The sequence below is a fragment of the Halomonas sp. SS10-MC5 genome (assembly GCF_015992245.1).
In the GTDB taxonomy this organism is placed as follows: Bacteria; Pseudomonadota; Gammaproteobacteria; order Pseudomonadales; family Halomonadaceae; genus Halomonas; species Halomonas sulfidoxydans.
The window spans coordinates 3738277-3752473 of sequence record NZ_CP065435.1 but is presented as its reverse complement, the minus strand read 5'-3'; the positions used below and the strand labels follow the sequence as shown (position 1 = coordinate 3752473).

11 protein-coding genes are annotated in these 14197 nt (G+C 67.3%); 6 read left to right on the top strand and 5 right to left on the bottom strand.

Going from position 1 to position 14197, the window contains the following annotated elements:
- Positions 1-91: 91 nt before the first annotated feature.
- Positions 92-1153: an acyltransferase gene (locus I4484_RS17425; protein WP_197448486.1), complete on the bottom strand. Its 1062-nt coding sequence runs from the start codon at positions 1151-1153 to the stop codon at positions 92-94.
- A gap of 128 nt (positions 1154-1281) precedes the next feature.
- On the opposite strand from I4484_RS17425, the gene I4484_RS17420 reads away from it, so the two are divergent.
- Positions 1282-2199 carry an esterase family protein gene (locus I4484_RS17420; protein ID WP_197448485.1) on the top strand — a complete coding sequence of 306 codons (918 nt, stop codon included), beginning with the start codon at positions 1282-1284 and terminating at the stop codon, positions 2197-2199.
- A gap of 98 nt (positions 2200-2297) precedes the next feature.
- Positions 2298-3530 (top strand): DUF3422 domain-containing protein, encoded by a 1233-nt coding sequence (locus I4484_RS17415; protein ID WP_197448484.1) that lies wholly within the window; start codon positions 2298-2300, stop codon positions 3528-3530.
- Positions 3531-3539: 9 nt separating this feature from the next.
- On the opposite strand, the gene I4484_RS17410 is transcribed toward I4484_RS17415, so the two are convergent.
- Positions 3540-4697: an MFS transporter gene (locus I4484_RS17410; RefSeq protein WP_197448483.1), complete on the bottom strand. Its 1158-nt coding sequence runs from the start codon at positions 4695-4697 to the stop codon at positions 3540-3542.
- Between the two features lie 113 nt (positions 4698-4810).
- Between I4484_RS17410 and I4484_RS17405 the strand changes: the two genes are divergently transcribed.
- Positions 4811-5152: an antibiotic biosynthesis monooxygenase gene (locus tag I4484_RS17405; protein ID WP_197448482.1), complete on the top strand. Its 342-nt coding sequence runs from the start codon at positions 4811-4813 to the stop codon at positions 5150-5152.
- 33 nt (positions 5153-5185) lie between these two features.
- On the opposite strand, the gene I4484_RS17400 is transcribed toward I4484_RS17405, so the two are convergent.
- Positions 5186-8812, bottom strand: a complete 3627-nt coding sequence (locus I4484_RS17400; RefSeq protein WP_197448481.1) for a S41 family peptidase — start codon at positions 8810-8812, stop codon at positions 5186-5188.
- Between the two features lie 166 nt (positions 8813-8978).
- On the opposite strand from I4484_RS17400, the gene I4484_RS17395 reads away from it, so the two are divergent.
- On the top strand, positions 8979-10262 hold the full coding sequence (locus I4484_RS17395; RefSeq protein ID WP_197448480.1) for an acyltransferase family protein: 1284 nt from the start codon (positions 8979-8981) through the stop codon (positions 10260-10262).
- Positions 10263-10291: 29 nt separating this feature from the next.
- On the opposite strand, the gene I4484_RS17390 is transcribed toward I4484_RS17395, so the two are convergent.
- Positions 10292-11863, bottom strand: a complete 1572-nt coding sequence (locus I4484_RS17390) for an alpha/beta fold hydrolase (protein ID WP_234283714.1) — start codon at positions 11861-11863, stop codon at positions 10292-10294.
- Between the two features lie 232 nt (positions 11864-12095).
- Between I4484_RS17390 and I4484_RS17385 the strand changes: the two genes are divergently transcribed.
- Both I4484_RS17385 and I4484_RS17380 read left to right on the top strand, forming a co-directional pair.
- Entirely contained in the window at positions 12096-12518 is a 423-nt protein-coding gene (locus I4484_RS17385; protein WP_197448479.1) for a CBS domain-containing protein, read from the top strand.
- Positions 12519-12671: 153 nt separating this feature from the next.
- Positions 12672-13160 carry a metallophosphoesterase gene (locus I4484_RS17380; RefSeq protein ID WP_197448478.1) on the top strand — a complete coding sequence of 163 codons (489 nt, stop codon included), beginning with the start codon at positions 12672-12674 and terminating at the stop codon, positions 13158-13160.
- A 13-nt stretch (positions 13161-13173) separates the two neighbouring features.
- On the opposite strand, the gene I4484_RS17375 is transcribed toward I4484_RS17380, so the two are convergent.
- Positions 13174-14085, bottom strand: a complete 912-nt coding sequence (locus I4484_RS17375) for a diacylglycerol kinase family protein (protein WP_197448477.1) — start codon at positions 14083-14085, stop codon at positions 13174-13176.
- Positions 14086-14197: the final 112 nt, after the last annotated feature.

Sequence of the window (14197 nt, the reverse complement as noted above, 5' to 3'; positions counted from 1 at the left end):
GGCAGGGCGCTGCCCTCTCTTCCTTCCGCGCTTGGGCCTGCCTGGGCGGCGCGCATCCCCCTCCTCGCGCACGGTCGAATCCGGCAGGCGGCTAGCGCGCCTGAGTGGCCGCGCCGTGCCGCGCTCCCGGTACGTACAGGGTCTTGCCGAACAGCATGCCGCCCCAGGGCAGGCTGTTGACGACCCGGTTGAACGCAATGGAACCGGCCATGCCCACCACGATCAGCAGCAGCGAATAGAGGAGCAGCGAGAAGGGGACGAACTCATGGGCGAAGTCGACCAAGGCGAAGAACATGGGGTGCGCCAGATAGATACCGAAGGAGTAGCGGTTGATGAACTTGACCAGCGGGGTGGCGCGCACGTGGCGCAGCCGCGTGACGGCGTAGAGCGTGAACAGCACGAAGAACGGCACGACCCAGGTCTCCTTGGAGGAGTACTCCAGGTCGCCGCGCAGGGTCAGCAGCACGATCGCGGCGACGAAGCCCAGCAGGAGCGCCGGCTGCGACAGCCACTTGAGCCAGGGGACCTCCGCCAGGCGCTCGGGGGTGAGCCGAGGGTAGTTGCGCACCACCAGCATGGCCAGGAAGAACAGGTAGATCCAGCCGAGTGGAGCGATCCAGAGCAGGTAGCCTGGCGGTTCGATGTCGTAGTGGCGGGTCAGGCCCCAGTAGGCGATGCCGATGAGACTGCCGAGGACCAGCCAAGGGCCGGGCGTTAGCCAGCGCTCCAGGCCATAGCGGGAATAGAGCCAGTAGAAGGCGTAGAACTGCATGGCGATGATCAGGAAATAACCGTGCCAGCCGGCATAGAGGAGGTATTCGATGAGGGTATCGACGAGGCCGGCCGGCACGCCTTCCCGACGCAGGTTGGCGTACTTGGTCAGGGCGTAGATCAGCCCGTAGACCACATACGGCACCATGACGTATTGCAGGCGCTTGACCAGGAAGCCGGGAGGAGGGCGATCGCCGTAGCGGGCCGAGAACAGGAAGATCGAGATGAAGATGAAGATGGGCGTGCCGAGTACGGTGGGGATGCGCGCCAGGTCGACGTAGACGTTGTCGAGGTACTGGTTCAGGCGGTCGAGGAAATGGTAGCCGAACACGGCCAGGCAGCCGTAGAAGCGCAGCCAGTAGATTTCTTCGATCCGCTTCATGAACGTCTAGCCATCCTTGGTGCCCGGAACATCGACCCTCGATAAGCTGTCGGACCATGACGAGACGGAAAAATTCCTTAACGGGCTTAGCGTCTTACGAAGAACTCGGCACAAGGAGACCCGTGCCAATGACATTCAAGCATGCGATTGCCGCCGTGCTGGGCCTTGCGCTGCTGTGGGGAGAGAAGCCGCGGGCCGGCGAGATCACCTATCATCGCTTCGCTTCGGAGATTCTGGGGCGTGACTATCACTACGCCCTGTACCTGCCGGACGGCTATCACGAGACGAACCAGGCCTACCCGATTCTCTACCTGCTGCACGGTTCGTTCGGCAGCGAAAGGGACTGGGTCGAGAGCGGCGGGATCGAACAGGCCGCCGACCGCATGATCCGCGAGGGCCACATGCCGCCGGCGGTCATCGTCATGCCCGGCAGCGAGAGCTGGTGGATCGACGGCCACAACGAGGCGGCGCGCTCGGCCTTCCTCGAGGAGTTCATGCCCAACGTCGAGGAGACCTGGCGGGTCGTGCCCCAGCGCGAATGGCGCGCCATCGCCGGGCTCTCCGCGGGGGGCTACGGCACCCTCAACTTCGTGCTCGAGCGTCCGGATCTGTTTGCCGCCGCGGCGGCCCTCAGCCCGGCCAGCTATCGTCCGCTGCCGCCGCGGAACTCCTCCGCCTGGCGCCACCCCGCCTTCCTCGACGAGGCGGGCAACTTCGACGAGGCGCTGTGGCATCGCCGCAACTACACCGCCCATCTCGACGCCTACCTGGAGCGAGAGGTGATCGTGCCGCTCTACCTGAGTGCCGGCGATCGCGACGTCTACCATGCAGAGCACCATGCGCGACTCGTACGCCAGGCGCTGGTGCCGCATCAGCCCGACCTGGTGGTCATGGAGGTGCTCCGCGGGGGACACACCTGGCGCGTCTGGCGTGCCAGCCTGCCCAGCGCCCTGAGCTGGATCGGGCGTTTCCTGCAGGGGCCGGTGCCGCTCGAAACGCTCACCGAGGAGGCCGCTGCGGCAGAACAGGCCGCTCTCGACGAGTGAGTACTACCAAGCGACGTGACAGGGGGAGTCGAAAGCGGGGTTGGCGTCGCGCCCTGTAGACCTTAGTCTCAAGGCTCGACTTCTTCCGGGCCCCTGAAATGCACCCACAACGCGAACGTCTGCACAACGAACTGCACGCTCGACCCTCGATCTACTTCACCGAGCCGGCGCACCTCTACCACTATGCCTTCCTGGCCGATGCCCAGGGCCATGCCGACCTGCTGGTGCACCTGAGCGAGGCGACCGGGCTCGCCTTCGACACCGAGGCGGTCCAGCAGATCGTCACGCTCGACGGCAAGGTGCTGAAATGGGAGCGGCACACCGAATTCTCGACGCTCACCGTGATGGTGCCGAAAGGGGCGGGCGTCGAATCCTGGGCGCCGCCGCCGGCGTGGCTGGGGCAGGTGGCCGAGTCCCAGCGCGATGCCCTGATCAATGCCACCCTGGTGCTGGTGGAAGGCGACGATACCTGGCGCGGCAGCACCGAGGCGTACGGGTTCACCGACCCGGCCGGCTCCCAGGTGGGCGGTGGCGACGCCACGACCTGGGGCGACTTTCGCCTCGATGCGGGGGGCTATACCCGCCTGCTGCTGCTCAACCATGGGCTCAATGCCTTCCGGCTCGGGCGGATGGTGCGCCGCCTGCTGGAGATCGAGACCTACCGCATGATGGCCTCACTGGCGCTGCCCCTGGCCAAGGAGCTGGCCCTCGAACTGCAGGCCTACGAGCTGGAGCTGGGCGAGCTGTCCGATCGCAATGCCGAGCAGGAGGACGCCAACCCGCGGCCGCTGCTGACGGCCCTGTCGCAGCTCTCGGCCCGGCTGGAGCGCAGCGGCACCCGCTCACGCCAGCGCTTCAGCGCCACCGAAGCCTACGCGCGCATCGTCTTCTCGCGCATCGAGGAGCTTCGGGAGGCGCGGGTCGATCACTGTCCACGCCTCGGCACCTTCCTGCTGCGACGCTTCCGGCCCACGGTGCACTACTGTGCCGCCATCCACCAGCGCCAGCAGAGCCTGGCCGAGAGCGCCGCGCGCCTCAACGACCTGCTGCGTACCCGTGCCCAGGTGGAGATCGAGGAGCAGAACTCGAGCATCCTGGGCAGCCTCAACGAGCGGGCCAGCAGCCAGCTCAAGATCCAGAAGGCGGTGGAAGGGCTGTCGATCATCGTCATCAGCTACTACATCTTCAGCCTGTTCAAGCTGGGGCTGGAGAGCCTGGAGGCGCTGGGCATCGTCATCCCGCCCCACACCGCGGCGGCCGTCCTGGGACCGCTGGGCGGCCTGATCATCGGCCTGCTGGCCTGGCGCATCTGGCGGGTGAAGCAGCACTGAACGGCAGCTTCAGCGGCTCGCCAGTCGTACCCGGGCGCGCAGCAGGACGAGCCCCAGGATCAGCAGGCCGACCAGGACGACAAGCAGCAGGGGAAAGGCGGCCGTTCCGGCGCGCTCCAGCAACGGCCCGGTCAGCGAGGGAACCGCCATGCCGCCGATCCCGCAGGCCAGGAAGATCCAGCCGGTGGTGCGCCCGTTGGCCGACATCAACTGGTTGCTCAAGCCGAACAGGGTAGGAAAGATCGCCGAGGCGGCGAGGCCGAACAGCAGGGCGACGAGTGGCAGCGGTAGCCACTGCACGTGTAGCGCCAGCGTGCTGAACAGGCCGAGCCCGAGGCAGCCGCGCAGCACCATCCACGGCGACAGCCGGCGGACCAGCGGAATGGCCACCAGGCGCCCGGCAGACAGCGTCAGCCAGAACAGGGTCACCAGCAGGGCGGCATCGGCCGGCGCCATGCCGCCGAGCACGCCATAGGCGGTGATCCAGCCGGCGAAGGTGACCTCCATGCCCACATAGAGGCCGAACATCAGCAGGAAGATCGCCAGCCGCCAGCCATCCCGGGGCGGTGGGGCCGTGCGGTGGCCGACGGTGAGGTCGGGCGGGCGGGGGCTCGCCTGGCGCAGCAGCGGAACCAGCAGAACGATGACGTACAGGGCGACGAGCCAGAACGCCCAGGCGAAGGAAAATCCCAGGCGCAGCACCACCACCAGCACCAGTGGAATCAGCATGTTGCCGAGGCCGAAGCAGAAGTGCAGCGCGCTGATCCAGGGCGGCGACGCCGGGCCGTGGGTCCACAGCAGCAGCGTGTTGGCGCCGGCGTTGACCGACACCTCGGCCAGGCCGAGCAGGAACATCACGGCCGTGAGCAGGACCAGCGCCTGGCTGAACGGTACGGCGGCGAGCCCGGCCGCGAGCAACAGCAGCATCGCCGCCAGCACGCGATGGCCGTCGAAGCGATCGATCAGTACGCCGGAGAGCACCGAACCCAGCATGGTGCCCAGCGCGCGGGCGGTGAACAGGATGGCGATCTGGCCCATGCCGGACCCCGTCATGCCGGCGAGATGAGGCAATGTCGGCCCGAGCAGGCCGACGCACATGCCGATGGCGATGAAGGCGATGAAATAGGTCAGGGTGACCCGTCTTCCGTGATCGAGCGTCAGCGTCATGCCGTCTCCCGCGGGCAGTGGAATGCAGCGTGCGAAGCGCACGCGCGCTTATACTCTCCGAGAATGGGGCCAGAAGAAATCCCCGCTACCCTCAAAGACGTCCGTGAGGCCTTATGTCCCGCATCGCCAACACCCCCGAGCCGCCCTATTACGCCGTCATCTTCACCTCGCTGCGCACGGCGGGAGACAACGGCTACGCCCTCATGGCCGAGCGCATGGCCGAACTGGCCGCCCAGCAGCCGGGCTTCCTCGGCCTGGAATCGGCGCGCGAGACGCTGGGCGTGACGGTGTCCTACTGGGAGAGCCTGGAGGCGATCGCGCAGTGGAAGCAGCAGGTCGAGCACCGCGAAGCGCAGCGTCTCGGGCGCAACGACTGGTACGCCGCCTTCCAGGTACGCATCGCCAGGGTCGAGCGCGACTACGGGCTCGGCGATCGCAGCGACTCCGAGGCCTGAGCCGCCCCGGCAGGCGGGGCGCCGGGGCGGGGCTCATTGCGTGGCATCGATTCGCTCGAGCAGGTCACTCACTGCCCGCTCGAGCTGACGGTCGCGGCCCGCCACCTCGTCCTGCGGCGTCTGCTCGACCAGCAGGTCCGGCATGGCCCCGTTGTGCTCCATGTCGGTGCCGTCGGGCAGGTACCAGCCGCGGAAAGGGCGGCGTACGGTGGCGCCATCGATCAGGGTGTGGCTGAACGTGGAGATCACCCCGCCATAGGTCTGCTGGCCGACCAGCGTGCCGCGATCGAGCGTGATGAACGCGTGCGCCAGGATCTCGGCGTTGGAGTAGCTCTTCTCGTTGGCCAGCATGTTGATCGGCAGCGTGTAGCGCGGCGCGTCCAGGCGATCCTGGGGGTAGTGGCCGGTGGCGTCGCGGTCGGCGCCCGCGGGGATCGTGTAGGCGTGTTCGCCGGCCATGATCGAGGTCAGGATGCGGTCCGTGGTATTGCCGCCGCCGTTGTTGCGCACGTCGATGATCAGGCCGTCCTTGCCTTCCGCCGCGGCGTAGAGGTCGCCCTGGAAGCCCTCCAGCGAGGTCTGGTTCATGGCCTGGATATGCAGGTAGCCGAGCCGTCCGTCGGAGAGCTCGTCGACGCGGCGCCGGCTCTCCTCGCGGAAGGCGTCGTACTTCAGCCGCGCCAGCTCCGATAGCCCTATCGTGCGCAGCATGGTGCGATATTCGGTATAGCCGTCGTCGCCCGGTCGGTCGAAGGTGACGATCACCTCCTGGTCCACCTGGCCGCGCAGCCGTTGCAGCAGGGTCTCGTTCTCCTCGAAGGGCCGCAGGCCGATCTCGGTGATGATGTCGCCCGGGGCCAGCGGCATGGGGCCGCGGCTGGCCGGCCCGTCGGGTATCACCTCGGTGACCCGATAGCCGAGGCGGCCGTCCTGCTGCGAGACGATGCTCTCGGACTCGATGCCCAGCCGCCCCGAGGGCTCGCGCAGCGCCGACACCGGGCCGGGGTTGGATACGCCCATGTGTGACGCCGCCAGCTCGCCCATCAGGCGGTTGGTGATGTCGCTGAACTCGCTGGAGGTGCGAGCACGGCGAATCAGGCTCGCATACTCGGCGACCACGGCGGACCAATCCAGACCCTTCAGGTCGGTGCGGTAGAAGTTCTCGCCGATGACCCGGGCCGCCTCGTGGAACTTCTGCAGCGCCTGCCGGCGCAGGTCGATGCGCAAGCGATCGGAGATGTCCAGGTAGCGGGGCGAGCCGCTGCCGGAGAGGTTGGCCACGCCGACGCGGCCGTTGACGATGTAGACCACCTGTTCGCCGGTGATGTTGAGCTGTTGAACGTTGGCCCTGGGGCCGATACGGGTGCGGTCGCTGCCGTCCCAGTCCATCGCCACGAGTCCCTCGCTGCCGGCGTTGAAGACGTAGCGGTCGCCGCCCGGCGTCATCTCGTTGGCCGTCTGGTGGGCCGGAGTGGCGGTGATGCGCTCGATGCGCCGCCAGGCGTCCTCCAGGTCGAGCTCGACGGCGTCTCGCGTCGCTTCTGGCTCGCGGTCGCGCTCCACCGGCAGCGGCGCGCGGCCCCGTGCCTCCTCGCGCGCGTTGCGGTAGTAGGTGCTCAGCTCACGCGGGGTGTAGGTCTCGATCTCGCGGTCGAGGTAGACCCGGTAGAGATCGTAGTTCTCGCCGGAGCGATTGGAAATGAAGGTCAGCTTGCGGCTGTCCGCCGACCAGCGCGGGTTGAGGTCGTTGCGCGGATGGCGGGTGATGTTGACCGGCGCTTGCGAACCATCCGCCGGCACCACGAAGACGTTGGCGCTGAAGTCGAGGTCGTTCTGCGAGTAGGCAATGTAGCGGCTGTCGGGGGACCAGCGCCAGTGCATGAAGCTGTCCCAGCCTTCGACCAGGGTGCGCTCCTCGCCGCTCTCGAGGTCGAGGATCACCAGGTCGCCGCGTCCGCGGCGAAAGGCCAGGGAGCGACCGTCGGGGGATGGCGAGACGTCACGATCGTTGCTGTCCTCGGCGACCACGGGACTGATGTCGAACTGGATCGCATCGTGCCAGCGCGTCGGGTCGCGGCCGGCGGGAAGCGCGTCGGGCGGCTCCTCCTCCAGCTCCTCTTCGGGAATGCTCTCGACCTCCGCCTGGGGTTCCTGAGTGGGCGGCGGCACGTCGGTGGGGTCGCCGGGCTGCGGGATCACCACCGGGTCCAGGATGAACCCGGGATCCTGCGGGGCGAAGGGATCCTCGGGCTCCTCGCCGCGCACCGCCAGGTCGGGGTCGTAGTCCGCTTCGGGAGACTCGGGGGGCTCGGACGCGACGTCCGGGTTCGCCGAGGCCAGGGAAACGTTGGGGTCGCCATCCCAGTGGTGCGCCGAGACACGGCTGCGCGCGCGCTGACGCTCATGGCTGCGGCGCACCTCGTCGCGGGTCAGCGATACCTGCGCCTGGTAGATCGACTCGCTGCCGTCGGCGTCGTTGACGAAGTAGAGGCGCAGGCCGTCGGGCGACCAGGCCAGGCTGTGGTGCCTGGCGTGGGTGCCCGGCGTGACCGGCCGGGTGGGGCTCTGCTCGTCGACGTGACGCACGTAGACGCGGCCATAGGCGATATAGGCCATGGTCTGGCCGTCAGGGCTCAGGGCCGCCTCGCTGACGTCGCGGTCGATGCGGCGCAGGGCGTGGGTATCGCGGCCGTCGTCGGGCGCGCGCAGGGCGATGGGCTCGGGCTCGGCGTCCGGCGCCTCCAGGTCGAGCGTCAGCAGCGTGTCCCAGACCTGCAGCACGGCGGTGCCGCCATCGCGGGAGACGTCGAAGTACTGCAGGTCGTGCCGGTCGAACTCGGTGAGTCGCTCGATGCTGCGCTCGGCGTCGAGCTCCATGCGGTAGAGATTGACCGTCTGGTCCTCGCGGTCGGACATGAACAGCAGGGTGTCCTCGTCGACCCAGCGCGCCATCCCGTCATCGCCGTCGCGCTCGGTCAGCGGCTCGAAATGCTCGGTGCCGAGCTCGTGCAGCCACACGTTCATCGCGTCCGGCCCGCGGTAGTGGCGCCGGTTCCAGTCATGGTAGGCACCGCCGCGGGTAAAGACGACGCGCTCGCCGTCGGGCGAGAGCTGGGGCTCGGAGCCGAAGGCGTCGTGCAGCCGGGTGTACTCGCCACCGTCCGGAGAGAGCCGGTAGGGGCGCTGGTCGCGATAGACATCGGCCTCGAGCATGCCCGAGAAGGTGATCACCGGCTCGCCGTTCTCGTCGCGGCCGAAGGAGGGGTTGCGCAGGTGCTGATCGCCGTAGGTGAGCTGCGTGAGCTGGCTGCCGTCGCGGTGCATGCGCCACAGGTTGAGGTAGCCGTCGCGCATCGAGGCAAACACGATCCACTCGCCGTCGGGGCTCCAACTGGAGTGCAGATCGTCCAACTGGTGGCGGGTCAGGCGCACCGCCTCGCCGCCCTCGCTCGAGGCTCGCCACAGGTCGCCGCGCCAGCTGAAGATGAGCGTCGAGCCGTCGGGGCTGATCGAGGGGAAGCGCGGCAGCCCGACCTGGCCGGACTGCGCCTTGGCCAGCGCCGGTACGCAGGCCAGCAGGCCCGCCACGAGTATCCACAGCGAGGGCCGACGCGCTGCGCTGTGCGGCGCACGGGCGTGATGGGTTAGTCCCTTCCTCATACTAATCCTCTAGCGATGCCATGCTTTCCGGCCATGCTTCCCCAACGTAGCAACAAACCCATCGTGGATCGAACGGTGCTCACGTGCCTTGGCCGGCCGAGCCGGCGTCGTCTAGGCTGCTGGCGAAGGCGGGCGTTTCGTCTATCCGCTCGACAAGGAGGGCAAGGTGGACAACGCACGCGACCCCTATCCCGATGCGCTGCGCACGCTCGCGTTACTGGTCGTGGTGCTGGGGCACTGGGTGGCGACGCTGCCCCGGTTCGAGTCAGAGAGGCTGGTGGGTACCGCCCACATACTCGATGCCTGGCCTCCGGCGGACTATTTCACCTGGCTGGCGCAGGTCGTCCCGCTGTTCGTCTTCGTCTCGGCGGCGGTCAGCGTCGACGGCGTTCGGCAGCGCCGGCGGGACGGCGAGCCCCATCTGCAGTGGTGGGCAGAGCGGGGGTTGGGGCTGGCGCGGCCCACCCTGACCTACCTGGCCGTGCTGGCGGGGCTCGTGCTGCTCTCGCTGCTTACCCGCGAAGGCATTCTGGAAACGCTCAACCACTCGCTTACCGTACATCTCTGGTTCCTGCTGATACTGCTGGGCGTGCAGCTGGTCCTGCCGCTCAGCGTACGGGCGGACGAGCGTTGGGGGATCGGCGCGGTGCTCGGCCTGGTGCTGTTGATACTGGCGGTCGATGCGTTGCGTGCTCGCCCCGGCTCGTTCGTCGAGCTGGCCCGATTCGGCAGCTCTGTGACCGCGCAACACGATCGCTTCGCCTGGGGCAACGCCGTGCTGGTCTGGCTGGTTGCGCAGCAGCTTGGTATCGCCTGGTGGAACGGTCGCCTGGTCGGGCGAGGTGTCGGCGTCGGCCTGGTCCTGCTCGGGCTGGCATGGCTGACGGTCGCGGTAGCCGTCGGCTATCCGGTATCGATGGTCAACGGAAATCTTGGCGGGCATACCAACCTGCTGCCGCCGACCCTCGCCCTGCTGGGGGTGATGTGGCTGCAGGCGGGTGGGGTGGTGCTGTTCGAAACGCCGGTGCGTACCTTTCTGCAGCGTCGACGACTGGGCCGTTCGATGGCCCTGCTCGGCGCGCTTGGCTTGCAGCTCTATCTGTGGCACAAGCTCGCCGAGCTGCCGGCGGCCTGGCTGGGCCAGCGATTCGGCTGGCCCCTCGATGCCGGCATGCCAAGCGAGCCCGGCTTCTGGCTGGGCCGCCTGAAGTGGATCGGGCTGTGTGCGCTGGTGATCGCGCCGGTACTGGTCGCGGTGGCGGCCTTCGAGCGCCACCGCCGGCAGGCAGTCGCCGCTGCGCAAGGAACGCCGTCTATCGCGGCCGGTGGGGCGGCGCTGCTGGCCGGCCTGGGGGTCAGCCTGCTACTCGGGGCCTACCCCGGTGCACTCGTCGGCCTGCCGCTGGTGGCCATGGCCTCCTGGCTGCTGCGGGCCCATCGGCAGGCCTGAGTGCCGCCCGTGGCAAGACCAGCGGGACGTCACGTATCTCCGCTCTGGGCGCCATCCGGCGGCTCGATCACCCAGGGCTCCAGCGCGACTTCATCCTTGCAGCTGTCGTCGACCTCGGCCATCGGGTCGTCGAGGAAGGCGCTGACCATCTGCGAGCGGCATTCGTTTACGGGACTATGGCCGAGCCCTTGGAACACCACGTACTGCAGGTTGGGCATGGTACGGCCCAGGTGTTCGCTCCAGCGAGTCGTGCAGCATGGGTCCATCTGGCCATGCAGCGCCAAGGCCGGCGTCTCGGCGACGGGTGGGTCATTATGCTCGGGGGGCACATCGCCATCTTCGCCCCACCAGGCGCATAACCACGGCGGCTCGAAGCCGAGCACGGCGGGCTCGCGGGCCACGGCAGCGGTGGAGTCGGCCACGCTAGGGCGATTCGTGCCCATGTCATTGCATACGTGGGCAAGGAAGTAGCCCAGCGCATAGTTGGGCGCTTCGGGCTCGGGATCGTAATCGTCGATGCGGAAGAAGTCGTTCAGTCGTGAGTAGTCGCCCGCTTCGACATCGGCGACGAGGCTCGGTAGCTCGGCATAGTCGGAGGCGAGCGTCAGGTAAAGGGTATCGAGGAAGGCCGCTCCGTCGAAGTAGAGGGTCGTCTCGCCGTTGTCCGCCGTTGCCACCTTGGCGATGAAGGGCTTGCCATCCAGCGTGCGGCGCGCGCGGTCGATGGCTTGGAACCAGTTCGGCACCAGCTCCCGGCAGTCTTCGTCGCTGGCGACGCAAAGGGCCAGGACATCGGTGAACGACTGCTTGGCCGTATAGAGTTCGTCCACCGGCGAGCGGTTGCGCAGATGGTTGTACCAGGCCCAGCCGAGGATCGCGGCGCGGATGCTATCTGGGTAGTACTGGATGAAGGAGGCTACCGTGCCGCTGCCGGTCGAGGAGCCGAAGGCATCGATTCGCTCATAGCCGAGCAGTTGGCGAATCTCGTCCACGTCGCGCGACACCGCATGGGCGTTGTATTGGCTGACGTCGATACCCTCATCGACCAGCTTGCGGTAGCAGTCGCTCACCACCCCGGTAATGGCCTCCATGCGCTCCATGGGATCCAATGAGGCAGTAATCGCAGGCGTATGGATGATGTTGTGATATGGCGAAACCTTGGCGTAGTCGGGGCACTCCAGCGCCGGTTCGGCATGGATGAAGCCACGATTGTCCATCGTCACCAGGGTGCGTTTGCCGATGTCCTTGCGCAATTGCTCCATGTACTCGCGCTCACCTAGCGAAGAGTAGCCAGGGCCGCCGGGAAAGAAGAAGACAGGAATCTCTTCCGCCTCACCCGCCGGGGGCTCGAACACTGCTACCGGTACCTTGACGGTATTGCCGTTTGGCGCGCTCCAATTCTCCTCACCATGGAAGGTGTAGCACTCTGCGCCCATCTCGGTGAGCGCCTCGGTGGCGCACTCCGTCGACTCGAGGCGTGGTATTTCCTGCGCCGCCGGGGCTTCGTCCGACTGGGCTCGAGTCGGTCCCGACAGGGCCATGAGCAAGACAAGCGGCAAGGCACCCGGCAGGCACCGGGTCTTGGCATCTCTTCTTTTCATGGTCGTCCCCAAGAATTGTCGTTATGCGGCTGAGTTGGGCTTCGTTAGTCAAGCTAGCATTCGACCGAAAGGCGTCAAACCGGACAACTCGAGTTAACCGACGGCAATAAACAAAGACAGAGAGAGTTTTGAAGCCTCCATGGCAGGCAGCTATTTTCTTACGGTAAGACATTGCAAAGCAGGAAGCAGCGCGGCTTCGGCCGTGCGATACGTGGATGACAGGAGGTGCGAGATGCAAGTTCGCGAAGTGATGACCCAGCGCCCGGACTACTGCCCGGCAGACGCCACCATTCGCCAGGTGGCCGAGCGCATGCGTAAGGACAATTCCGGTTTCGAGCCCCTCGTCGAGGGGGACCGTATCGTAGGTACCGTGACCGATCGCGACCTCACGGTTCGCGCCCTCGCCGAAGGCAAGAGCCCCGACGACAAGGCGAGTTCCATCGCCACTTCGGAGGTGCTCTATGCCTTCGAGGAACAGGACGTGAAGGAGGTGCTGCGCAACATGCAGGAGCAGCATGTGCAACGTCTGGTAGTGCTCAACAACCAGAACGACAAGCGTCTCGTCGGCGTGGTGACGCTCAGCGATATCGCCGACCGCTGCGAGGACGACCAGATGGCGCGCGAGATCGCCAACTGCAGCAAGCACTATCACTGAGCCACCCTACCACCGCTGGAGAAGCGGCGTTCCCACGAGAAGCAGCATCCAAAATGAACGCAGAAGGGCATCGCCACGGCGATGCCCTTCTGCGTTCGTGACGCGGCATCGGCGATGCGCTAGCGTGGGGGAGGCTCCTGCAAGAGAATCCCCATGGCCCAGGTTCGCCTCGACATCGCCACGCCCATCGGCGTGATCTCCGATACCCACGGCCTGCTGCGCGACGAGGCGTTGACGCTGCTGACGGGCTGCGAGCTGATCCTGCACCTGGGCGACGTGGGCGCGAAGCCGCAGGACGTCGCGATACTCGAACGCCTGGGCGAGCTGGCCCCGCTGTACGCCGTGCGCGGCAACATCGACACGGCCGGCTGGGCCGAGGCGCTGCCGCCGCGCCGGGATCTCGTCGTCAACGGCTGGCGCCTGCACCTGGTTCACGACCTGGCCGATTTCGACCCGGCCACCGCGTGCGATGCCGTGCTGCACGGCCACTCCCACAAGCCGCGCCATGAGTGGCAACGGCAGCGGTTGTGGTTCAACCCCGGGGCGGCGGGCAAGCGCCGCTTCCGGCTGCCGATCACCCTGGGCAAGCTGTGGGCCGATTCGCGCGGCCTGCGCGGTGCGATACTGCACCTGCCGCTCTAGGGCCGGCCCGCCTTCAGGAGGTCTCGCGGATCTCCCCCGCCAGGGTGCTGTCGTTGGCCCCCACCACGCCCCGGCAGGCGACCTCCAGCACGGCGCGCCGGGTAAAGGCCGACACGTTGGCCATGCGCCCCAGGGTCTCGCCATCGGCGGTGAGTGTACGGGCATGGCGAAGCTGCACGTGACACTGGGGCGAGCGCAGGTGAACCAGGGTGTCGTCGCCTTGGGGTGGGTGTCCCAGCAGGCGCGTGGCGAGGTAGGAGAGCAGCAGGCGAAACCAGGCGCGCTGCCGCACCGCCACGATGTCGAGCTGGCCGTCGTCGATACGTGCACCCGCGATGCCGTGGCCGCCACCGAAATAGGCCCCCGAGGCGATGGCGATGGTCAGCCAGCGTCCCTCGACGGCTTGGTCGTCGCCCTCGATGCGCCCCTGAAAGCCACGCTGTACGCCGAGCTTTCTGGCCAGGGTGACGAGGTAGCTGAAGCGCCCCAGGAGCTTCTTCTCACGTGGGGAGGCCTCCCGGGCGGGCACGGTGCCAAGCCCGATGTGGGCAACGTTGAGATAGAGCTGGCCGTTGATCCAGGCCACGTCGACCTTGGCCGTGTGCGCCCCGAGCGCCACCCGGCACACGGCCACGGGGTCGTCGGGCAGCCCCAGATTGCGGGCGAAGTCGTTGGCCGTGCCCGAGGGCAGCACGCCCAGCACGGCGCCGTGCTCGATACAGATGGACGCCGCCAGGTTGACCGAGCCATCCCCGCCGGCGACCAGCACCCGATCGCCGGGCGCGACCTGGCGATGCCAGTCGGTCTCGGCGATGTCGCGCACCCGTAGTGTGTCGAGGCCGGCTGCCCCTAGGTGCTCGCGCCAGAAGGCGGCGTCATGGCTGCCGTCGCCGGCAGCGGTATTGGCCATCAGCCAGTGGTTCATCGGTGTCTCCTTACACCTGGGCAATTCCTCCTGACAGGATAGCGAGCGAGCGCTTGCCGCGCCTTAGCCTAGGTGATGCCGGTTCGGCTCGCTGTCGGCGGGAAAGAAAGAA